This window comes from Celeribacter neptunius (genome assembly GCF_900113955.1).
Lineage (GTDB): Bacteria > Pseudomonadota > Alphaproteobacteria > Rhodobacterales > Rhodobacteraceae > Celeribacter > Celeribacter neptunius.
Map to the genome: position 1 here is coordinate 115,516 of NZ_FORH01000006.1, position 22,044 is coordinate 137,559.

A 22,044-nucleotide genomic window follows, 5' to 3' on the forward strand; every position below is an offset into this window, starting at 1 on the left:
GGGATCGTGCGTTGAAATCGTGGTCATGCTCCGGAGAGCTGAATATGGCCAGGCTAATATTTCCGATTGTTTTCGTCAACTATTATGTGCGGCATTGCGACCGCGTTTTGATTTTGGCGCCCTTTCGGGCCGGACATCCTGAATTTTGCCTGATTCATCGCGCAGAAGGCGGTGCGGACCGTCGCCGAATCTGAAGCCTCAGGTGACAAATGGCACGGTACGACATTTGGAATGTATTTTATAACTTACGAAAAAAATTGAGAAATATCATGATTTCGCCGGAAACTCGCAGGGCAATATTCAATATTGACAAAAATGTCATTACGAAACAGGTTAATTTCGGTTAAGTCTCGGAAGAGACGGTTTGTCCGCCATCTCAGGTATAGTTTGGACAGGTATATGAACATCACTTCTCGAAAGATATTCGGCTTTCTGGGGCTGGTCATCCTGCCATTCCCGGGCTTTGCGGAGGCGCCGCTCAAGGTCGAAATGATTGTCGCCACGCCCGCGCCGCTGATCCGGCAATTGAGTCTGGTTGGCTCGGTCGAGGCGACCAAGAGCTTTCCGGCCTCGTTTCGCAACGGTGGTCAGATCAACTTTCTCGATGCGGATGCCGGACGCTTTGTCGCGGCCGGTGAGGTCATCGCCCGGATCGATGCCACCAATGTGCGCGCCGCGCTCGATGCCGCTCGTGCCAATCTCAACGCCGCCGAAGCGGCTCTGGTTCAGGCCGAACAGGCCCGCGACCGGACCAGGAACATGTTGACCCGAGGGGTCGGCACGCAGGCGCAATATGACGAGGCCGAGCAGGCCTATCTCGAAGCCGCCGCCAGCCGGGATCAGGCGACCGCCCTGTTGGAAACCGCGCAACAGGCGCTCGAGGACACGGTGCTGAGCGCGGAACAGGATGTGATCGTCACCGAGAAATTCGCCGATTTCGGCGAGGTGGTCTCCGCCGGCACTGCGGTGGTGGAGCTCGCCCCGGAAGGCAAGCGGCAGGCGGTGTTTCTCGCCCCGGATGCCGCCGGGCTTTCGGACATGCGCGGCCATGAGATTGTGCTCGATCCGAGCGGTTCCATGGGATCGTTCTCGACCACGGTGTCCGAGGTCCTGCCGGTTCTGACGGAGACCGGCACGGTGGAAATCCACGCCGATATTCCGGCCGACCTGGCGGGGCAGATCCCCCTTGGGGCCTCGATTACCGGGCGCGCCAGCCTGTCGACGGTCGATCAGATCGCGCTGCCCTGGGAGGTGCTCAGCGCCAATGCCGACGGCCCCGCCGTCTGGCTGGTCGACCCGGCGACGAATACGGTCACGCTGCATCCCGTGCGCATCAGCATCTACACCGATGAAGTGGTCTCCATCGCGGAGGGTTTGGCGCCGGGTGACAGGGTCGTCGCGGCCGGTTCGCACCTTCTCTACGACGGGCGGAAGGTCCAGCCCTTGCAACCCGCGGAGGGCACAGAATGATCAAGGTTTCCCGAGCCTCAGCCTTGCTCGTGACAGGTCTGCTTGTGACAGGTCTGGCCTTGCCGGGGCTGGCCGAAGAGACGGCCACGGCCGAGAGCCGGACCCCGCGTCCGGTGATCTCCGAATTCCTGTCCGCCGATCCAGCGGTGCAGCGGCAGTTCTCCGGCGTGATCCGGGGACAGGATGTCTCGGCGCTGGCGTTCCAGACCAGTGGCCGGCTGGCGACGCTGGATGTCGAGGCGGGCGAACGGGTCACCAAGGGTCAGGTCTTGGCGACCTTGGATCAGATCACGCTGGCGCAGGATGTCGATGTTGCCGAGGCGGCGGTGTCCGCGGCCCAGGCCCAGGCCGATTTCGCGCTGAGCCAATATGAGCGGGTCGAGACGCTTCTGGCCCGCGATGTCGCGACCACGGCCCAGATCGAGGCCGCCCGCGCCAATCGTATCGCCACTGCGGCCAAGGCGCTGAGCGCGCGGGCCGATCTGGCCCAGGCCGAGGAAGCCGCCCGCTATGGTCAGCTCGTCGCGCCGCGCGACGGCATCATTCTGAGCACGGATGTGGAACCGGGCACCCTGGTGAGCCCGGGGGTCGGCGTGCTCGAAATGGCCGATCCGCTGGGCCGTGAGGCGATCATCGATGTGCCCGAGAGCTTTGCTCAGGTGATCCCGGAGAATGCCGCGTTCATCGTGCAGCACCGGGCCATCGGTGTGCCGCCGGTCTCGGCGCGGTTGACGCTGATGGAACCCATCGCCGACACCAGCCTGGAGACCCGTCGTCTTCGTCTGGCTCTGATCGATCCGCCGGAAGACTACCGTATCGGCACGCTGATCTCGGCCCGTTACGACAGCGACGCCGCGCCGGTGACGACCCTGCCGAAAACCGCGATTGCGGGCAGCGATGCGGCGCCGGGCGTCTGGCGGGTCGCGGCCTCTGATGGCGCTCGTCATGTGGTGTTCACCCCGGTCGAACTGGGCGCGGAGATTGGAGATCGGGTGGTGATCACCCAGGGCGTAGAGCCGGGCACGGAAATCGTCACCCGCGGCGTCCATATGTTGCAAGACGGGCAAGAGATCGGGGAGCGTCAGCCATGAAAGGGTTCAACTTGTCCGACTGGGCGCTGGGGCATCGCTCCTTCATCTGGTTTCTGATGATCGTCGCCGTGCTGGCTGGCGCGCTGAGCTACATGCGTCTGGGCCGCGAGGAGGACCCGTCCTTCACCATCCGCACCATGGTGGTCAGCGCTAGCCTCCCCGGTGCCACCGCCGAGGAAACCGTGCGTCAGGTCACCGACCGGATCGAGCGCAAGTTGCAGGAGCTGCCGACGCTCGATGGCACCCGCTCGGTGACCTATCCGGGCATCGCCATGGTCTATGTCGATCTGCGCGACGATGTCGCAAATGATCAGATCACGCCCTCGTGGATCCGGGTGCGACAGATGATGTCGGATATTCAGGGCGAGTTCCCGCAGGAGTTTCAGGGCTTTGCCTTCAATGACGATTTCGGCGACGTGTTCGGGACGCTCTATGCCTTCACCTCGGACGGGTTTCGGCCGGAAGAGGTAAAAGACTATGTCGAGGATATCCGCGACGTGGTGCAGGCGCTCGACGATGCCGGCAAGGTGGAGCTTTTCGGCACCCGCGATCAGGTCATCCATCTGGAATTCTCGGCCCGGCGCCTCGCAGCTTTCGGTCTGGATGCCCAGGCTGTGCTCTCTTCGCTCTCGGCGCAAAACGCCATCGTGCCTTCGGGGATGATCTCGACCGAAGGGGAAAACATCCTGCTGCGTGTCACCGGTCAGTTCGACACGGTGGAGGCGCTGTCGCAGGCGCCCTTGCGCTCGGGGGATGTGTTCTTCACCCTCGCGGATATCGGCGAGGTCAGCATGGGCTATGACGATCCGCCCGGCGAGCTGTTCCGCTACAAGGGGGAACCGGCCATCGGGCTCAAGATCGGCATGCGCGAGGGCGGCAATATCCTCGGCTTCGGCGAGGCTCTGGGTGCGACCATGGCGGAACAGACCGCGCTCTTGCCCATCGGCATCGATGTCCACCACGTTGCGGATCAGCCCTATGTGGTCGAGGAATCCGTCGGGCATTTCATCAAGGCGCTGGTCGAGGCGATTGTCATCGTCCTGGGAGTCAGCTTCGTCTCGCTCGGCATGCGCGCGGGCTTTGTCGTCAGCCTGACCATTCCGCTGGTGCTCGCCCTGACCTTTGTGTTCATGGAGATGCTGGGCATCACCTTGCAACGGATCTCACTGGGGGCGCTGATCATCGCGCTGGGGCTTCTGGTCGATGATGCGATGATCGCCATCGAAACCATGATCTCGCGGCTGGAGCGGGGCGAAAGCCGACGCAAGGCGGCATCTTACGCCTGGACGACGATTGCCTGGCCGATGCTCACCGGCACGCTGATCACCACCGCCGGGTTCATCCCGATCGGGCTCAACAGTTCGCAGGCCGGCGAATATACCCGCACGCTGTTCTATGTGATCGCCATTTCACTGGTGCTGAGCTGGATCGTCGCGGTGCTTTTTGCCCCGGTGCTGGGCGCGACCTTCCTGCCGAAGAAATGGAAACACGAACATGGCGAGCCGGGCTGGCTGCGCCGCCGGTTCCACGGGTTGTTGCGCCAGGCGATGCGTTTCAAGCTCCTGACTGTGGTGCTCACCCTCGCGGTCTTCGGGGTTTCCGTGGTCGGCATGAGCAAGGTGGAACAGCAATTCTTCCCGAACTCCGACCGGCCGGAGGTGGTGGTCGACGTGACCCTACGCCAGAATGCCAGCATCTATGCCACCGACAGCGCGATCGCCGGTTTCGAGAGCTGGCTGGCGGATCAGGAAGAGGCGGAATACTGGACCACCTATGTCGGTGTCGGTGCGCCACGGGTGGTCCTGACGCTCGAGACCCTGACACCGGGGCCGAACATCGGGCAGCTTCTGATCATGACGTCGGATTTCGAGGCGCGCGACCGGCTGATCGCCAAGGTGCGAGACTATTCCGCGGCGCAGCCCGGCAGCGAATTCTATCCGAAGAGTTTCGAGCTTGGCCCGCCGGTCGGCAAACCGGTGCAATACCGGATTTCCGGGCCGGACTATGCCGAGTTGCGCGATCATGCCCGGGACCTGGCGGCGACGATTGCCGGGGACGAGCGGCTGAGTGCCATCACGCTCGATTGGAACGAGCCGAGCCGGGTGGTTCAGGTCGATCTCGATCAGGCGCGGCTGCGCCAGCTCGGATTGACGCAATCGGATGTCGCGGGGCTTCTCGCCTCGCTGTTCGAAGGCTCGACTGTGACCCAGCTGCGTGATGACGGCGATCTGATCAATGTCGAGATTCGCGGCGCCGAAACCGATCGCAAGACCCTGTCGGCGCTCGAAAGCCTGCAATTCGCCAATACTGAGGGGGTCTCGATCCCGTTGTCCTCGATTGCGACACTCGACTGGGTGACCGAACAGCCGCTCATTCGTCAGGAGGACCGCGCGCCGGTGATCACGGTGAAAGCGGCGATTGCCAGTGCGGATCTGCCGGCGACCCTTGTCAACGATCTCGCCCCCAGGGTGGCGGAATTCGCCGAGAGCCTGCCGCGCGGCTACATGGTCGAGGTCGGCGGCACGGTGGAAAGCAGCGCCGAAAGCCAGGGGCCGATCATGGCGGTGATGCCGATCATGGTGCTGATCATGCTCACCCTGACGATGATTCAGGTGCAGAGCTTCCGGCTGATGTTCGTGGTCATGGCGGTCGCGCCGCTGGGGCTGATCGGGGTTGTCGCCTCACTGCTCTCGGCTTCGGCGCCGATGGGCTTCGTCGCGCTGCTGGGCGTCCTGGCCCTCGTCGGCATCCTGATCCGCAACTCGATCATCCTCATTCAGGCGATCGAGGATCTCAGGGCCGATGGAAAATCCCGTTGGGAGGCGGTGTTCGAGGCGTCCGACAGCCGGGCGCGTCCGATCCTGTTGACGGCGGCAGCGGCCTCTCTGGCGCTGATCCCGATCTCGCATCAGGTGTTCTGGGGGCCGATGGCCTATGCGATGATGGGCGGGATCGTCGCGGGCACGCTGATCACTTTGCTCTTTGCCCCCGCGCTCTATTGCCTCGTCTTCCGGGTGAGACCTGAGAACGGGCCAGATGACAGAGCCGAGAGTGGGCCGGAAAAAGGGAGGACGGCATGACGGATTGCGGCAAACAGACGAGAGACGTCGTGGATCACCGCACCCGGATCGGCCAGGCGCGGCGGCGCAAGACCGAGGATAAGCTGATCAAGGCGGCGATCCTGGTCTTTGCCGAGCGTGGGCTCAACGGCACGGTGATCGACCATGTGGTGCAGCGCGCCGGCGTCTCTCGCGGCACTTTCTACAATTACTTCGATACGATCGAAGGGGTGCGTGAGGCGGCGCGTGTGGCGCTCGGGCGTGAGGTCATGCTTCTGGTCAAGGATGCCGTCGATTACGACCGTCCGGCGCCGGCCCGGGTGGCGCAGGGCATTCACGCCTTTATTGCCGTGGCGCGACAGAACCGGATGTTTCTCGAATTTACTGCCCGGCTCGGGCGGCACAGCTACAGTTTCGCCGAGATGCTGCGGGAAACCGCGCCGAATTTCCTGGCCGCGGGGATCGAGGAGGGCGCTTTTCGTCCGGTGCCGGAGGCGCTGGTCTATGATCTTCTGGAAACGGGGACAAGCGCGCTGCTGCGCCGTCTGAAATCCGGCGAAGAGGTCGATGTTGCGGCTTTCGTCGCGGCGATGCTGCGGGTGTTCGGTGTGAGTTATGACCTCGCCGCCGAGGTCGCGGCCGATCCGATCGCGACGCCGCACGTGCCGGAAGACAGCCTGTTGGCGCGCGGCAATGCCACCTGGCGGCCGTCGCAGCCGTAGGGCGGAGGAAGGCGCCGCAGGGGGCTTTGGCCCCGGCTGTCGGTCAGACAACCTGTGCCTGCCGATTGTGCATCCCGTATATGAAGGTGCATTTCTTATGCGCGGGTTTCGTATACGGCCTCGTATGCGGTTTGCCCGCCGTGCGAGGCTTGCCAATCTTCACCGGGGCCGGACATTGGGTCGATACCGGTGACGGATGCCGGAGGCGTGGAAAGGTGGGCTTGGTGTGACGGAGGCTCTCGGACAGGGCAGCGCGAAGGTTGCGAACAGTCTGGCGATGGCGATTCACGAACATCGTCTCGCGCCGGGCATGAAGCTGAGCGAAGACGAGGTGGGCGAGATCTATGGCGTCAGCCGCACCGTGGTGCGGGCCGCGCTGCAACATCTGGCGCATGAACATCTGGTCGAGCTGAAACGCAATCGCGGCGCCTATGTGGCGCAGCCGACAGTGCGCGAGGCCCGCGAGGTGTTCGAGACCCGTGCCCTGCTGGAGCCGCGCACGGCACATTCCGCCGCGCTGCGCTGCGGGCCGGAAGATGTCGCCATCCTGCAAGGCCATATCGAGGAGGAACACGCGGCGCTCGCCCAGGGCGATGCCGGTCGGGCGCTGAATCTGTCCGGCCAGTTCCATATCGAAATTGCCCGGATCGCCGACCAGACCACGATCGCCGATTTTATCGCGCAGCTCGTGTCGCGCTCCTCGCTCATCATCGCGCTCTATTGGCAGCGCCGCGCTGCGCTTTGTGAAAGCCATGCCCATGATCTGCTGCTCAGGGCGCTGGAACGTCACGATGCCGAGGCGGCGGAGCAGGCGATGAAGGAACATCTGCTCGATCTCCTGACCTCGCTCGATTTGAGCGATCGTCCCTCGGTGCCGACGTCTCTGAAAGACGCTTTGGGCTGACCGGGCCATTCCGCTTTGCGGCGGATTTGCGATTGTGCGCCTGCGCCGCGCGAATTAGCGTTGCCGCAAAAAGGGAGGCGGGATGTTCGATCTGGTGATTTTCGATTGCGACGGCGTGCTGATCGACAGCGAGGTAATCTCCGCGCGCATGCTGATCGCCGCCTTGGCCGGCCATGGGGTCGAGATCGACACGGAATATGTCGCGCGCAATTTCCTCGGGCGGAGCTACCCGGTCGTGTTCTCGCAAATCCGCGAGGAATTCGGGGTCACCCTGCCGGAGCGCTTCGAAGAGGAGTATCGCCAGAGGCTGATCGCGGCCTTTCGCGCCGAGTTGGTGCCGATCCCCGGGGTGCGCGATGTGATCCTGCGGCTTGCCGTCCCCTATGCGCTCGCCACCAGTTCGAGCCCGCCACGGCTGGCCGAGTCGCTGGCGATCACCGGGCTCGACGATCTCTTTGCGGGCCGCACGACCACCGCTTCGGAGGTGACCCGCGGCAAACCGGCGCCGGATCTGTTTTTGCACGTGGCGGAAAAATTCCAGGCCGTGCCCGCACGTTGTCTGGTGATCGAGGATTCTCTCGCGGGGGTGCAGGCGGGACTGGCGGCGGGGATGACGGTCTGGCGCTTTACCGGCGGCAGCCATCTGGCCGGGCTCGATCTGGCGTCGTCCGACGCCCCGGCCCCGCAGCGGCAATTTGCATCCTATTCGGATTTCTTCCATTCTGATGCGCAGCTTATGAAAAAGGAACCGCGGCATGGCAAAGGCTAAGGCGCAGGGTAAATCGCAGGGTAAATCTCAAGCCGCGCATGATGAGAGCGACGTGTCCCCGCGCGATCTCGCGGCGCGCGCGGCCTGGCTGTCCTTTGTCGGTGGCATGACCCAGGACCAGATTGCCCAGGAGTTGGGGATTTCGCGCCAGAGGGTGCAGCGGCTCGTTGCTCGCGCCTCGGCCGAAGGGCTGGTCCGTGTGCGGATCGATCATCCGATTGCCGAATGCCTGGAGTTGGAGCGCGGTCTGAAACGCCGCTTCGGGCTCGACGCGGCCTGGGTGTCGCCGCAGATCAGCGGGGCCAGTGATCCGCTGATCGGTCTGGCGCCCTTTGCCGTACCGGTGCTGGAACGCCTGTTCGAACGCGAGGAGGCGAAGGTTTTCGCGCTCGGCACCGGGCGGACGCTGAAAACCGTGGTCGAGCATATGCAGCAGGTCGATGGAGCACGCCACAAGCTGGTCTCGCTGATCGGCAATGTCGCGCCGGACGGCTCCGCCTCGTTTTACGAAGTGATCATGCAACTGGCGGAAAAGATCCGGGCTCGGCACTATCCGATGGCGGCACCGGTCTTTGCCCGCAGCGATGAGGAACTGGCGCTCTATCGCTCGCTGCCGCATGTGAAAGCGTCGCGGGCGCTGGCGAAATCCGCCGATATGGCGATCGTCGGCATCGGCCAGCTCGGCGATGACGCACCGCTCTATGTCGATGGCTTCCTGACGGCGGAGGAGCTTCTGGACCTGCGCGCCGGTGGTGGCGTTGGCGAGATCTGCGGCCATGTGTTCAATCGCGAGGGGCAATATCTCGATCACCCGGTCAACCACCGCATGGTGGGGGTGAGCGTGCCGGTCGGCGATATGCCGGTCTATTGCATCGGCGCGGGCACATCCAAGCTCGAAGCGCTGCGCGGGGCGCTCTCCGGCGGGCTGATTCACGGGCTGTTCACCGATGAGTGGACCGCGAGGGAACTGGTTAACTCCTGATCTGAAAGTGATTTCCGGGCATCAAAGGGCTTTGGTGAAAAGCCCCTTGACAGAAATGCACCTTTAAGTGAGCATTGGTTCATGAAGTGAGCAAATGCTCATATCAAATGGGAGGATACCATGAATACGACTTTTCGCGCCCTGATGGGTGCGTGCGCTCTTGGTGCGCTTGCCGCCGGGGCCTCTGCCGAGACCATCACCATCGCCACCGTGAACAATGGCGACATGATCCGCATGCAGGGCTATACCGACGATTTCACCGCTAAGACCGGCATCGACGTCGAATGGGTGACGCTCGAGGAAAACGTGCTGCGTCAGCGCGTGACCACCGACATCTCGACTAAGGGCGGTGCCTTCGACATCATGACCATCGGCATGTACGAAACCCCGATCTGGGGGGCCAATGGCTGGCTCGTGCCGCTCACCGATCTGTCCGAAAGCTACGACGTCGGGGACATCCTGCCGGCGATGGCGGGCGGTCTGAGCTATGACGGCACGCTCTATGCTGCGCCGTTCTATGGCGAAAGCTCGATGGTCATGTATCGCACGGACCTGATGGAAAAGGCCGGTCTGGAAATGCCGAAGGCCCCGACCTGGGAGTTCATCCGCCAGGCGGCGGCGGCGATGACCGACCGTGATGCCGAAATCAACGGCATCTGCCTGCGCGGCAAGGCCGGCTGGGGCGAAGGCGGGGCCTTCATCACCGCGATGTCCAACTCCTTCGGAGGGCGCTGGTTCGACATGGACTGGAACGCCCAGTTCGACACCAAACCGTGGAAAGATACGCTCGAATTCTTCGTCGGCATGATGAACGAAAGCGGTCCGGCGGGCTATGCCACCAACGGTTTCAACGAAAACCTGTCGCTGTTCCAGCAGGGCAAATGCGGCATGTGGATCGACGCCACCGTGGCGGCCTCTTTCGTGACCAACCCGGAGGATTCCACCGTGGCTGACAGCGTCGGCTTCGCGCTTGCCCCCGACAACGGTCTCGGCAAACGTTCGAACTGGCTCTGGGCCTGGGCGCTGGCGATCCCGGCCGGGACACAGAACGAAGCGGCCGCGAAACAGTTCATCGAATGGGCCACCTCGAAAGACTATATCGAGCTCGTCGCCTCGAAAGAAGGCTGGGCCAATGTGCCGCCGGGCGCACGCAGCTCGCTCTATGAAAACCCGAACTACATCGAAGTGCCCTTTGCCCAGATGACCCTGGATTCGATCCTGACGGCGGACCCGAACAATTCGACGGTCGAGCCTTCGCCCTATGTCGGCGTGCAATTCGCGGCGATCCCCGAATTTGCCGGTATCGCCACCGAGGTCAGCCAGGAATTCTCGGCGGTCTATGCGGGACAACAGAGTGTCGACGAGGCGCTTGAGAAAGCTCAGGCTCTGACCAACGACGCCATGGAAGCTGCGGGTTACCGCTAAGCTCTCCTCCCGAACGGGGGGCGGTCAAACCGCCCCCCAACCCCGCTCGCACATTACACACTGCATATCCGTGATCCGCCCGTCCGCGATCTGAACCGGTTCAGTTCGAACAAGGGGATCGCTGCGCTCTTTCCGCGGTGCCGATCCTCGCAAGTTCCGTTCTGCAAACGCAGGAGGTCTCTCTCATGGCTACCCAGCATTCCCGCTCCGCCGCCCGGCTGATGATGGCGCCCGCCGTCGTCCTGCTTCTGGGTTGGATGCTCATCCCGCTCACCATGACGCTCTATTTTTCGTTCAAGAAATACCTGCCGATGCGTGGTGGCGATCTCGGCTGGGTCGGGTTCGAGAATTACAGCCGATTCCTGTCCTCGTCCTCTTTCTGGCCCAGCATCACCGCGACGCTGATGATCGTCGGCGGCGTGTTGATCATCACCGTCGTGCTCGGGATCTTGCTCGCCATTCTGCTCAACCAGCCGATGTGGGGGCAGGGCGTTGTGCGCATTCTCGTGATCGCCCCGTTCTTCGTCATGCCCACAGTTTCGGCGCTGGTGTGGAAGAACATGTTCATGGACCCGAACTATGGGCTTTTGGCCTATCTCTGGAAATTCTTCGGGGCGCAGCCGGTCGAATGGCTGAGCCAGGCCTCGCTGCCGTCGATCATCATGATCGTGTCCTGGCAATGGCTGCCCTTTGCGACGCTGATCCTGTTGACCGCGATCCAGTCCCTGGACGGCGAACAGCTCGAGGCCTCCGAAATGGACGGCGCCTCGCCGCTCGCCCGTTTTGGCTATATCGTCCTGCCGCATCTGGCGCGCGCGATCACCATTGTGATCCTGATCCAGACGATCTTTCTCCTGTCGATCTTCGCGGAGATTTTCGTCACCACCGGCGGTGCCTTTGGCACCAAGACACTCACCTACCTGATCTTCCAGCGGGTGCTGGAAAGCCAGAACGTGGGCCTCGGCTCTGCCGGCGGTGTCTATGCCATCATCCTCGCCAACATCGTTGCCATCTTCCTGATGCGCATCGTCGGCAAGAATCTCGACGCGTAAGGAGGGCACCATGGCACGCGCAGTGACCCGCAATCGCAAGATCATCAACACCGCCGTTGCTTGGGGGATCGGTCTGCTGATCTTCTTCCCGATCTTCTGGACCATTCTCACCAGCTTCAAGACCGAGGCGACGGCAATCGCCGATCCGCCGGTGCTGTTCAACTTCCACTGGACGCTGGAAAACTATTCGGTGGTGATGGAGCGCTCCAACTATGGCCGCTTCCTCACCAACTCGATTATCATCGCCGGTGGTTCGACCATCCTCGGCATCATCATCGCGGTGCCGGCGGCCTGGTCGATGGCCTTCGTGCCGTCGCCCCGGACCAAGGACATCCTCTTGTGGATGCTCTCGACCAAGATGCTGCCCGCCGTCGGCGTGCTCTACCCGATCTATCTGATGTTCATCCGCATGGGGCTTCTGGACACCCGGCTCGGTCTGGTCATCGTGCTGATGCTGATCAACCTGCCGATCATCGTCTGGATGCTCTACACCTACTTCAAGGAGATCCCCGGCGAGATCCTCGAGGCGGCGCGCATGGACGGGGCCTCTCTCAAGGAAGAGCTGATCTACATCCTGACTCCGATGGCAATCCCGGGCATTGCCTCGACCCTTTTGTTGAACGTGATCCTTGCCTGGAACGAGGCCTTCTGGACGCTCAACCTGACGGCTGCGAAAGCTGCGCCTCTGACCGCCTTCATCGCCAGCTATTCGAGCCCCGAGGGCCTGTTCTACGCCAAGCTCTCGGCCGCCTCGACCATGGCCATCGCGCCGATCCTGATCCTCGGCTGGTTCAGCCAGAAACAACTCGTCAGCGGCCTGACCTTCGGCGCCGTCAAATAAGAAGACATAGGAGACCTGCGACATGGGACGCATTACGCTTGATAAAGTCCGCAAGGCCTTCGGTGATATCGAAGTCATCCCGCCTCTGGACCTGACCATCGAGGATGGTGAATTCGTGGTTTTCGTCGGCCCCTCCGGCTGCGGCAAGTCCACGCTCTTGCGGTTGATCGCCGGGCTCGAGGATGTCTCGGGCGGGCAGATCCGCATCGACCGCGAAGACGCCACCGAGTTGCCGCCGGCGAAACGCGGCCTCGCCATGGTGTTTCAGAGCTACGCGCTCTACCCGCATATGTCGGTGCGCAAGAACATCGCCTTCCCGATGAAAATGGCGGGCGTGCCGCATGACGAGCAGGAGCGCCGCATCGCCTCCGCCGCCAAGGCGCTCAACCTCACCGATTACCTCGACCGCAAGCCGGGGCAATTGTCGGGTGGTCAGCGTCAGCGTGTTGCCATCGGCCGCGCCATCGTGCGCGAACCGGCAGCCTTCCTGTTCGACGAACCGTTGTCGAACCTGGACGCCGCGCTGCGCGTCGGCATGCGGCTGGAAATCTCAGAGCTGCACAAACGCCTCGCCACGACGATGATCTATGTCACCCATGACCAGGTCGAGGCGATGACCATGGCCGACAAAATCGTGGTGCTTCAGGCCGGTCGTATCGAGCAGGTCGGCACGCCGCTCGAGCTCTACAACACGCCGCGCAACAAATTCGTCGCGGGCTTCATCGGCTCGCCGAAAATGAACCTGATCGAGGGGGACGCGGCGACGCAGCATGGCGCGACGACGATTGGCATCCGCCCGGAACACATCGGGATCTCCGCCGAGAGCGGCCTGTGGGAAGGCGTTGTCGGGGTGTCCGAACATCTGGGCTCCGACACGTTTTTCCACGTCAAGGTCGAGGCGGTCGGGGCCGAGCCGCTGACCGTGCGGGCCTCGGGCGAGGTATCGTTGAAATACGGCGATCGGGTGTTTTTGAGCCCCGACATGAAAAACCTGCACAAGTTCGGCGCAGACGGGCTGCGGATCTGATGACGCGGCTGGCTGGAAAAACCGCCCTGATCACCGGGGCAGCCCGCGGCATCGGCTTTGAATTTGCCAAGGCCTATGTCGCCGAGGGTGCGCGGGTGGCGATTGCCGATATCAATATCGAACGCGCGCGGGAAAGCGCCGCCGAGATTGGCGACGCTGCGGTGGCCATCGAGATGGATATCACCGCGCAGGAGAGCATCGATGCCGGTGTCGCGGCCACGATCGACGCCTTGGGCGGGGTCGACATCCTGATCAACAACGCGGCGCTGTTCACCGCCGCGCCGATCATCGAGATCACGCGTGAGGATTATGCCCGTGTCTTCGACATCAATGTCGCGGGCACGCTGTTCACGCTTCAGGCGGTGGCGAGACACATGATCGCCCGCGGCAAGGGCGGCAAGATCATTAATATGGCGAGCCAGGCCGGGCGGCGCGGCGAGGCGCTCGTCGCCGTCTACTGTGCCACCAAGGCGGCGGTGATCAGCCTGACGCAATCGGCCGGGCTCGACCTGATCAAACACGGCATCAACGTCAATGCCATCGCCCCCGGCGTGGTCGATGGCGAGCATTGGGACGGGGTCGATGCCTTCTTTGCCAAATATGAAAACAAGCCTCTGGGTCAGAAGAAAAAGGAGGTCGGCGAATCCGTCCCCTATGGCCGCATGGGCAAGCCTTCGGATCTCACCGGTATGGCGATCTTTCTGGCGTCTGACGAGGCCGATTACATCGTCGCCCAGACCTACAATGTCGATGGCGGGCAATGGATGAGCTGAGACGAAAAGAGCGAGACCAAATCGAGCTGGCTGCGTTGAAAGGATAAGAACATGAAACTCTCGAATGCGACGCTGAATGCGCTGCCTGAAACCATCAAACGGCCGACCTATGACCGCAGCAAGCTCACGCCCGGGATCGTCCATATCGGGCTGGGCAATTTCCATCGGGCGCATCAGTCCTGGTATCTGCACCGGCTGATGCAACAGGGCCTGGCGCAGGACTGGGCCATCATCGGTGCCGGTGTGCGCCCCTATGACGAGGCGATGCGGCTCAAACTCGCGGCGCAGGATTATCTGACCACGCTGATCGAGTTGGACCCGGCCGGCAGCTCCGCCGAGGTGGTCGGCGCGATGATCGATTACGTGCCGATCGAAGAGGGCAATGGCGCGCTGATCGAACGCATGGCCCAGCCGGACATCCGCATCGTCGCGCTCACCGTGACCGAGGGCGGCTATTTCATCGACCCGGCGACCAAGGGCTTCGATGCCAGCCATCCCGACATTCTGCATGACGCGGAAAACCCGTGGCAGCCGCGCACGGCATTCGGGGCGATGATTGCCGCGCTGAAACTGCGCCGCGATCGCGGTGTCGGGCCGTTCACCGGCCAGTCCTGTGACAATCTTCAGGGCAATGGCGCGATCCTGCGGCAGACGCTGGTCTCGCTGGCGCAGATGTCCGATCCGGATCTTGCCGTCTGGATCGATCAGAATTGCAGCTTTCCCAATGCCATGGTCGATTGCATCGTGCCCGCGACGGGGCCGAAGGAACTGGCGCTCGCCGCCGAATTCGGCATCGAGGATCAGGTGCCGGTGACCCATGAGAATTTCCGCCAATGGGTGATCGAGGATGACTTCTGCGCCGGGCGGCCAGATTGGGACAAGGCGGGGGCGACCTTCTCCGACAATGTCCATGGCTATGAGACGATGAAGATCCGCATCCTCAATGGTGGACATCAGGTGATCTCCGATCCCGGTGAGCTTTTGTCGGTCGGGACGATTTCCGCCTGTATGGACCACCCGCTGATCTCGGCGCTGTTCGAGAAAGTCGAACGCGAAGAGATCATGCCGCATGTCGCACCGGTGCCGGAATTCACGCCGCAGACCTATGTGGCGCTGATCCAGAAGCGCTTTTCCAATCCGAAGATCGTCGACACCACCCGCCGCGTGGCCTTTGATGGCTCGTCGCGGCATCCGGGGTTTCTCGTGCCCTCGATCCGCGCCTGTCTCGATCGCGACATGCCGGTGGTGGGGCTGGCGCTCGTCTCGGCGCTTTGGGCGCGCTATTGCCTCGGCACGATGGAAGACGGCTCCATCATCGAGCCCAACGACCCCTTCTGGTCCGATCTCACGGCGCTGGCCGCCAAGGCCAAGGAGGAGCCGAAAGCCTGGTTGTCGATGCGGCACATCTATGGCGATCTGCAGGACGATCCACGCTTTGCCGCGCCTTTCGCACGCTGGTTGTCGATCCTCTATTCCGAAGGGGTCGAGGCGGCGTTGAAAGCCTATCTCGTCTGAGGGCGGAGCAAGCGGGCGAGATTGGCCAGCGCGAAAATCAGCGCGGCGATGCAGACGATGGTCGGGCCGGTTGGCGTGTCGAAGGCAAACGCCGCCTCGATCCCCCCCAGCACCGACAGGGCGCCGATGCCGGTGGCGATCAGCGCCATGCGTTCCGGGGTGCGGGCAAAGCTCCGGGCACTGGCTGCGGGGATCAGCAGCATCGCGGCGATCAACAGGGTGCCGACGACCTTGATCGCCACGGCCACCACCAGGGCCAGCGCCACCGACAGGACCATCTGTTCGCGTTTTGGCGAGAGGCCCGAAGCGATTGCCAGATCCGGGTTGAGCGTTGTCGTCAGAAGCGCCGACCAGCGCCAGTAGAGCAGCGCCAGCACCAGCGCCGCACCGGTCCAGATCACTGCCAGATCGCCCTTGCTGACGGCGAGGATATCGCCAAACAGATACGCCATGAGATCGACCCGAACCCCGGGGACGAAGGACACGGCCACCAATCCGAAGGCCAGCGAACTATGCGCTGTCACGCCCAGAAGCGTGTCCATGGCAAAGCCGCGGCCCGATAGGTTCGACACGGTGAGCGCCATGATCAGGGCCAGCGCCAACACGCCCGCGAAAATCGAGACGTTGAAGCTCAGGGCCAGCGCCACGCCGAGGATCGCGGCATGGGCTGTGGCATCGCCGAAATAGGCCATCCGGCGCCAGACAACGAAACAGCCCAGAGGGGCGGCCGCGAGCACAACGCCCAGCCCGGCGAGAATGGCGCGGACCAGGAAATCATCCAACAGGTTCATGCCGTCTCTCCATGGTCGTGCGGGTGGTCTTGGCTGTCGCCATGAGTGCGATCATGACTGTGATCGTGCATATGCACTTGCTGGCCATGATGGGCCTCGTGGTCATGATCGAGATCGCAGTGGTCGTGATTGTGATCGTGTCGGTAAAGCGCCAGCGCCCCATGGGTGCCGGTGCCGAACAGCGCGCGATACTCGGGCGCCGAGGCGACGTGTTCCGGCGCGCCGTGACAACAGACATGGCCATTGAGGCAGACCACCCGGTCCGAGGCGGCCATCACCACATGCAGCTCATGCGAGACCATCAGCACGGCACAGCCCTTGTCGCGGCGCAGGGCCTCGACCTGGGCATAGAAATCGGCGGAGCCGGGCTGATCGAGCCCCTGTGTGGCCTCGTCGAGAATGAGAAGCTCCGGTTCGGTCAGCAGGGCACGGGCCAGGAGCACACGCTGAAACTGCCCGCCCGACAGATCGGTCATCTGATGATTGCAAAGATGTCCGGCGCCGGCATCGTCAAGTGCCGCATGGGCGGCCTCATCGCTCACGCGATTGGGCAGGGACAGGAAGCGACGCACGGTGAGCGGCAGGGTCGGATCGATATGCAGCTTTTGCGGCACATAGCCGATCTTGAGCCCCTTTTGGCGATTGATACGCCCGCTCTCGGGGTGAAGCGCGCCGATGATGACTTTCAGCAGCGTGGATTTGCCAGAACCGTTCGGTCCGACGATGGTGACGATTTCGCCGGGCTCAAGGGTCAGGGAGACGTGATCGAGCACCTGCCGCCCGCCAAGGCGCAAAGAGATGCTGTCGAGGGAGACCAGGCTCATGCGTCTTCCTTCTCGAGGCAATTGGGGCAAGTGCCCTCGGCCTCGAGCACGGCCCGGGAGATCCGGAAACCGGTGGCCTCGGCGATCTGGCTCATCAGGCTGTGAGAGGGATCGGTTTCGGCCTCCGCTACGGCGTGACAGCTGGTGCAGATCAGAAAGGCCGGGGTGTGACGATCCTCGGGGTGCGCGCAGGCAATGAACGCGTTCAATCGCTCGATCTTATGCGCCAGCCCATGTTTGGTCAGGAAGTCCAGCGCCCGATAGGCCACCGGCGGCTGGCTGCCGAACCCGTCCTCGGACAGCCGGGCCAACACGTCATAGGCGCCGAGCGCGCGGTGTTCCTCGAGCAGGATCTCGAGTGCCCGCTGACGCACCGGGGTGAGTTGCAACCCGGCGTCACGACACATGCGGTCTGCCGCGGCCACCGCATCCTGGACGCAATGGCTATGATCATGTTTGGCAAATCCGATCGGGTTCGGGTCCATTTCCGGCATCTGTTCCAGGCCCTTTTTATGGCGAGTGGCGGTTTGGGGAAGGAATGTCTTGATATGTTATACTATGACATGTATGAGCCACAACCATGTAATAACATAACGCATCAAGTCGAGGCCTCCATGATCCTTCGTTCCGCTTTTATTTCCTTGCCGATCCTTGCCGCCACCCAGGGCGCTTTTGCCGAGGTGCCCAATGTCCTCACCGATATGGCGCCGGTGCAATCGCTTGTGCAACAGGTGATGGGTGATCTTGCCAGTCCGGTGGCGCTGATGCCGGCGGGGGCCTCGCCGCATGGCTATGCGCTGAGCCCGTCGGACGCGAAAGCGCTGCAATCCGCCGACATCGTGTTCTGGACCGGATCGCGAATCGAACCCTGGCTCGACGAGATGATCGACAAGGTGGCGGGACATGCACGTTCCGTCCCGCTGGCCGAGGTCGAGGGCGCGACCGTGCTCGCTCTGCGCGAAGGCGCGACCTTCGAACGCCATATCCATGACGACGAGGGCGATGAGCACGCGGAGGAACATGCGGATGACCATGGCGAGGAGCAGGCCGATGCGCATGATGAGCACTCGGATGAGCATGATGACCATGCGGAGGAACACGGTGACGCGCAGGACGCCGAGACCATGGCGCATGACGATGAACACGATCACGATGAGGTCGGCCATGATGAACATGATCACGACGACCATGATCTGTCGGGAACCGACGGTCACGCCTGGCTCGACCCGATGAATGGTCGTCTGTGGCTCGGGGTGATTGCCGAGACCCTTTCCGAAGCGGACCCGGAGAATGCCGACAGCTATCGCGCCAATGCCGCGGCCGCGCAGGCGGAGCTCGATCAGGTGATCGCCCGGATCGAGGGTGAGCTTGCGCCGATTTCCGACATGCGCTTCATCGTCTTCCATGATGCCTATAACTATTTCGAGAACCGTTTCGGCCTCGCGGCCGCCGGGGCGATTTCGCTGTCCGACGCTTCTGCGCCGAGCCCGGCGCGCATCCGCGAGATCCAGGACACGATCAAGGCGCAGCAAGTCACCTGTGTCTTTTCCGAGCCGCAGTTCAATCCCGGTATGGTGAAAACCGTGCTCGACGGCACCGAGGCCCGCACCGAAGTGATCGACCCGATGGGGGCCGCTCTTGAGCCCGGCGCCGGGTTCTACACGGCCCTGATGGAGGAGATCTCCGGGGCCTTCCTCGCCTGTGCCGGCAAGTGAACCGACAGGGCGCTCCGTTCAGGGGCGCCCGATGCCGGGCCGGGCGTGCCTTGCCATCAGGACAGGCGCTCCGGCCAAGGCCGCGACCGGCTGGTAAAAAAATCCGGCGGGCAGGGGGCGATGCCCTTGTTTGAGCCGGATGCGGGCTTTACATCCACAGGCATGACTGTCCGCATTCCTTTTCTGAAATCCCCCTCTCGGGTCAATGTTATCCGTCTCAATGGCGCGATCATGACACGGCAGGGCGGTCTCAACGATCAGAGCCTCGCCCCGGCGATTGAACGCGCATTCCGCAAGGGCAAACCGACCGCGGTGGCGCTCTCGATCAATTCCCCGGGTGGCTCGCCGGTGCAATCCTCGCTGATTGCAGCGCGGATCTCACGTCTGGCCAAGGAAAAGGAAATCCCGGTCTATGCCTTTGTCGAGGATGTCGCGGCCTCGGGCGGCTATTGGCTGGCCTGTGCCGCCGACAAGATTTTCGTCGATCCGAGCTCTATCGTCGGCTCGATCGGGGTGATCTCGGCGGGCTTCGGCTTTACCGATTTCATTGCGCGGCATGGCATCGAGCGGCGGGTCTATACCTCTGGCAAATCGAAGAGCCAGCTCGACCCGTTCCGGCCGGAAAACCCCTCCGACATCGAGCGGCTCAAATCCTTGCAGGCGGAGATCCATGAGGCCTTCATCGCTCATGTGCGTGCCTCGCGCGAAGAACGGCTGTCGAAAGAGATCGAGTTGTTCGATGGCACCTTCTGGACCGGTCAAAAGGGCGTCGAACTGGGGCTCGCGGACGGCATCGGTCATCTCGTTCCGATGATGAAAGAGATCTATGGCGACAAGGTGCGGCTTTCGGTTTTCGGTCCGAAACGTCCGCTCCTGCGCCGTTTCGGCACCGAGCTTGCGGCCGGGATGAGCGGTCAAATCGAGGAACGCGCGCTTTGGGCGGCTTACGGGTTGTGAGCCTATGATATTCAAGATCATCTCTGTCTTTCTGATCTTCATGATGGTCTTGGCCATTTTCGGTCGCCTGCGCTTTCCCGGACAACAAAAACTCAAAGATCTGAAATGCCCGCGCTGCGGGCGTTACAGGATCGGCAAGGGCGCTTGCGCCTGTGAAAAGGGCAAACCCTGATGGATTTCATTTCTGCGATTGCCGGGCTCGTGCTTTTGCTGGTGGCGGGCGACATGCTGGTGCGGGGCGCGGTGAACCTGTCGCTGCGGCTGGGCGTGCCGGCGCTGATCGTCTCGCTCACCATCGTCGCCTTCGGCACATCTGCGCCGGAGCTGCTGATCTCGGTCTCGGCCATCGCCGAGGGCGTGCCGGGGCTGGCGCTCGGCAATGTGATCGGCTCGAACACTGCCAATATCCTTTTGGTGCTCGGGATTCCGGCGCTGATCTCGACCCTGCATGTGATCGACAATTCGACCCGGGCCTCCTATCTGCAGATGATCGGTGCCTCCGTGCTCTTCATCCTGCTGGCGATGCGCGGCACGTTCGACTGGATCTCCGGCATCGTGCTGCTTCTGGCCTTGTTCGCCATGCTCGCCCATGCGGTCTATCTGGCCCGTTGTCATCGCAGCGCTTCGAAAGCCGAGGCGGCGGAGATGGAGGAAGAAGAGGTCGAGGGCGCCGATCCGGGCATGCCATGGTGGAAGATCGTGATCTTCCTGATGCTGGGTCTCATCGGTCTGCCCTTGGGCGCGGAGATCCTTGTCGATGCCTCGACCAATATCGCCCGCGCTTACGGCGTCTCGGAGACCGTGATCGGGTTGACGCTGGTGGCGCTTGGCACTTCCTTGCCGGAACTGGCGACCACGGTGATGGCCGCGCTGCGCAAACAGGCGGATGTCGCCTTTGGCAATGTCATTGGCTCGAACATGTTCAACCTTCTGGGCATCATCGGCGTGTCGAGTCTGGTCGGCACCTTGCCGGTCGAACCGGAACTGATGGATTTCGACATCTGGGTGATGCTTGGCTGTTCCGTCCTTCTCGGTGTTTTCGTGTTGCGCCGCATCGATATCACCCGGCTTTGGGGTGTCGTGCTTTCCACCCTATATATCCTCTACGTTCTGGCGGTCCTGAACTGAGGGAGGAGACATGACGAGGCGAAACGCGCTGGTCACGGGGGCTGGGCGCCGGCTCGGCCGGGCCATGGCTCTGTCCTTGGGCAAACAAGGGTACGATGTCGCGCTGCATTGCCACAGCTCGACGGAAGAGGCCGGGGCGGTGGCCGCGGAATTGCGCGCCATGGGGCGCAGGGCCGAAGTTCTCACTGCGGATTTCCTGAACGAGACCGAGGTTTCAGAGCTTTTGCCGCGTGCGGTCGAAGCCCTGGATGGGCCTTTGAGCCTGCTGGTCAACAATGCCTCGATCTTTGAAGAGGATCGGTTGGAGACGGTTTCGCGCGAGAGCTGGGACCGGCATATGGAAAGCAATCTGCGGGCGCCTTTTGTCCTGACACAGAGCTTTGCGGCACAGGTGGCCGAGCCGCTGCTTGCCAAGGATGGACGTCCGCTGTCGCAGGGGCTGGTGGTCAATATGATCGATCAACGGGTCCGCAAGCTGACGCCGCAATTCATGAGCTACACGCTGGCGAAATCGGCGCTCTGGACCCTGACCCAAACCGCGGCGCAGGCGCTGGCACCGAGGGTGCGTGTCAATGGCATCGGGCCGGGGCCGACCTTGCAAGGCGCGCGCCAGTCCGAAGAGGCGTTTGCCGCCCAGCAAAAGGCGACGCTTCTGCAGCGTGGGGTTGACCCGGAAGATGTTTGTGCGGCGCTGACCTATTTGCTCAACGCCCCCGCCGTGACAGGGCAGTTGGTCTGCCCGGACAGCGGCCAGCATCTGGCTTGGGAAACCGAAGACGTCATGGGGCGAGAGTGACCTTAGGGAAGTCTGGAGCGAAGCCGGGACGCGAAAGTTTTGCACCTGCGCCGTGATTGTTTCAATTCCGTTACCAAAATGTAAAGTAAATCAATGCTTTGTGAGGAGGGTATTTTTTTATCCTTTAAAAACAGCGCATTGAGAAAGTGATCATAAATTGGGCAATGTGGCGAAAAGGCGTGAATCCAAGGGAAAAATCCAGT

General features: G+C 62.5%; 20 protein-coding genes. 17 read left to right on the forward strand and 3 right to left on the reverse strand.

What is annotated here, in order from left to right; translation table 11 throughout:
• The first annotated feature begins 399 nt into the window (after positions 1-399).
• The 13 genes from BM151_RS15005 to BM151_RS15065 all read left to right on the forward strand — a co-directional run bounded on the left by BM151_RS15005 (position 400) and on the right by BM151_RS15065 (position 15,630).
• Positions 400-1,470, forward strand: a complete 1,071-nt coding sequence (locus BM151_RS15005; RefSeq protein ID WP_177213172.1) for an efflux RND transporter periplasmic adaptor subunit — start codon at positions 400-402, stop codon at positions 1,468-1,470.
• Entirely contained in the window at positions 1,467-2,561 is a 1,095-nt protein-coding gene (locus BM151_RS15010) for an efflux RND transporter periplasmic adaptor subunit (protein ID WP_090061561.1), read from the forward strand. Before BM151_RS15005 ends, BM151_RS15010 begins: the two co-directional genes overlap by 4 nt.
• Positions 2,558-5,641, forward strand: coding sequence for an efflux RND transporter permease subunit (locus BM151_RS15015; RefSeq protein ID WP_090061562.1), 3,084 nt, complete (start codon positions 2,558-2,560; stop codon positions 5,639-5,641). The genes BM151_RS15010 and BM151_RS15015 overlap by 4 nt, the downstream gene beginning before the upstream one ends.
• On the forward strand, positions 5,638-6,342 hold the full coding sequence (locus tag BM151_RS15020) for a TetR/AcrR family transcriptional regulator (RefSeq protein ID WP_090061563.1): 705 nt from the start codon (positions 5,638-5,640) through the stop codon (positions 6,340-6,342). Before BM151_RS15015 ends, BM151_RS15020 begins: the two co-directional genes overlap by 4 nt.
• Before the next feature lie 226 nt (positions 6,343-6,568).
• Positions 6,569-7,246, forward strand: coding sequence for a GntR family transcriptional regulator (locus tag BM151_RS15025; protein ID WP_281245319.1), 678 nt, complete (start codon positions 6,569-6,571; stop codon positions 7,244-7,246).
• An 82-nt stretch (positions 7,247-7,328) separates the two neighbouring features.
• The gene (locus BM151_RS15030; RefSeq protein WP_090061565.1) at positions 7,329-8,015 is read left to right on the forward strand and encodes an HAD family hydrolase; all 687 of its coding nucleotides are present in this window, start codon (positions 7,329-7,331) and stop codon (positions 8,013-8,015) included.
• Complete coding sequence (locus BM151_RS15035; RefSeq protein ID WP_090061566.1) at positions 8,002-8,997, forward strand: sugar-binding transcriptional regulator; 996 nt, start codon at positions 8,002-8,004, stop codon at positions 8,995-8,997. Before BM151_RS15030 ends, BM151_RS15035 begins: the two co-directional genes overlap by 14 nt.
• A 120-nt stretch (positions 8,998-9,117) precedes the next feature.
• Positions 9,118-10,422: an ABC transporter substrate-binding protein gene (locus BM151_RS15040; protein WP_090061567.1), complete on the forward strand. Its 1,305-nt coding sequence runs from the start codon at positions 9,118-9,120 to the stop codon at positions 10,420-10,422.
• Positions 10,423-10,607: 185 nt separating this feature from the next.
• Positions 10,608-11,474 (forward strand): carbohydrate ABC transporter permease, encoded by an 867-nt coding sequence (locus BM151_RS15045; protein ID WP_090061568.1) that lies wholly within the window; start codon positions 10,608-10,610, stop codon positions 11,472-11,474.
• A 10-nt stretch (positions 11,475-11,484) separates the two neighbouring features.
• A complete protein-coding gene (locus BM151_RS15050; RefSeq protein ID WP_090061569.1) occupies positions 11,485-12,315 on the forward strand; it encodes a carbohydrate ABC transporter permease in 831 nt (276 codons plus the stop codon).
• Positions 12,316-12,337: 22 nt separating this feature from the next.
• On the forward strand, positions 12,338-13,342 hold the full coding sequence (locus tag BM151_RS15055) for an ABC transporter ATP-binding protein (protein ID WP_090061570.1): 1,005 nt from the start codon (positions 12,338-12,340) through the stop codon (positions 13,340-13,342).
• Positions 13,342-14,115 carry an L-iditol 2-dehydrogenase gene (locus BM151_RS15060; protein WP_090061571.1) on the forward strand — a complete coding sequence of 258 codons (774 nt, stop codon included), beginning with the start codon at positions 13,342-13,344 and terminating at the stop codon, positions 14,113-14,115. The genes BM151_RS15055 and BM151_RS15060 overlap by 1 nt, the downstream gene beginning before the upstream one ends.
• A 51-nt stretch (positions 14,116-14,166) precedes the next feature.
• A complete protein-coding gene (locus BM151_RS15065; protein ID WP_090061572.1) occupies positions 14,167-15,630 on the forward strand; it encodes a mannitol dehydrogenase family protein in 1,464 nt (487 codons plus the stop codon).
• Here BM151_RS15065 and BM151_RS15070 read toward each other — a convergent pair.
• From BM151_RS15070 to BM151_RS15080, 3 genes are read right to left on the reverse strand one after another with little or no spacing between them, the layout of a single operon-like run.
• Positions 15,618-16,421, reverse strand: a complete 804-nt coding sequence (locus BM151_RS15070) for a metal ABC transporter permease (protein ID WP_090061573.1) — start codon at positions 16,419-16,421, stop codon at positions 15,618-15,620. The two genes, BM151_RS15065 and BM151_RS15070, sit on opposite strands and share 13 nt — an antisense overlap.
• Entirely contained in the window at positions 16,418-17,245 is an 828-nt protein-coding gene (locus tag BM151_RS15075) for a metal ABC transporter ATP-binding protein (protein WP_090061574.1), read from the reverse strand. Before BM151_RS15075 ends, BM151_RS15070 begins: the two co-directional genes overlap by 4 nt.
• The gene (locus BM151_RS15080; RefSeq protein ID WP_090061575.1) at positions 17,242-17,730 is read right to left on the reverse strand and encodes a Fur family transcriptional regulator; all 489 of its coding nucleotides are present in this window, start codon (positions 17,728-17,730) and stop codon (positions 17,242-17,244) included. Before BM151_RS15080 ends, BM151_RS15075 begins: the two co-directional genes overlap by 4 nt.
• A 129-nt stretch (positions 17,731-17,859) precedes the next feature.
• On the opposite strand from BM151_RS15080, the gene BM151_RS15085 reads away from it, so the two are divergent.
• The 4 genes from BM151_RS15085 to BM151_RS15100 all read left to right on the forward strand — a co-directional run bounded on the left by BM151_RS15085 (position 17,860) and on the right by BM151_RS15100 (position 21,841).
• Positions 17,860-18,960, forward strand: a complete 1,101-nt coding sequence (locus BM151_RS15085; protein WP_090061576.1) for a zinc ABC transporter substrate-binding protein — start codon at positions 17,860-17,862, stop codon at positions 18,958-18,960.
• 162 nt (positions 18,961-19,122) lie between these two features.
• The gene (locus BM151_RS15090; protein WP_090061577.1) at positions 19,123-19,917 is read left to right on the forward strand and encodes a S49 family peptidase; all 795 of its coding nucleotides are present in this window, start codon (positions 19,123-19,125) and stop codon (positions 19,915-19,917) included.
• A 171-nt stretch (positions 19,918-20,088) separates the two neighbouring features.
• Complete coding sequence (locus BM151_RS15095; protein WP_090061578.1) at positions 20,089-21,045, forward strand: calcium/sodium antiporter; 957 nt, start codon at positions 20,089-20,091, stop codon at positions 21,043-21,045.
• A gap of 10 nt (positions 21,046-21,055) precedes the next feature.
• The gene (locus BM151_RS15100) at positions 21,056-21,841 is read left to right on the forward strand and encodes an SDR family oxidoreductase (RefSeq protein WP_090061579.1); all 786 of its coding nucleotides are present in this window, start codon (positions 21,056-21,058) and stop codon (positions 21,839-21,841) included.
• Positions 21,842-22,044 lie beyond the last annotated feature (203 nt).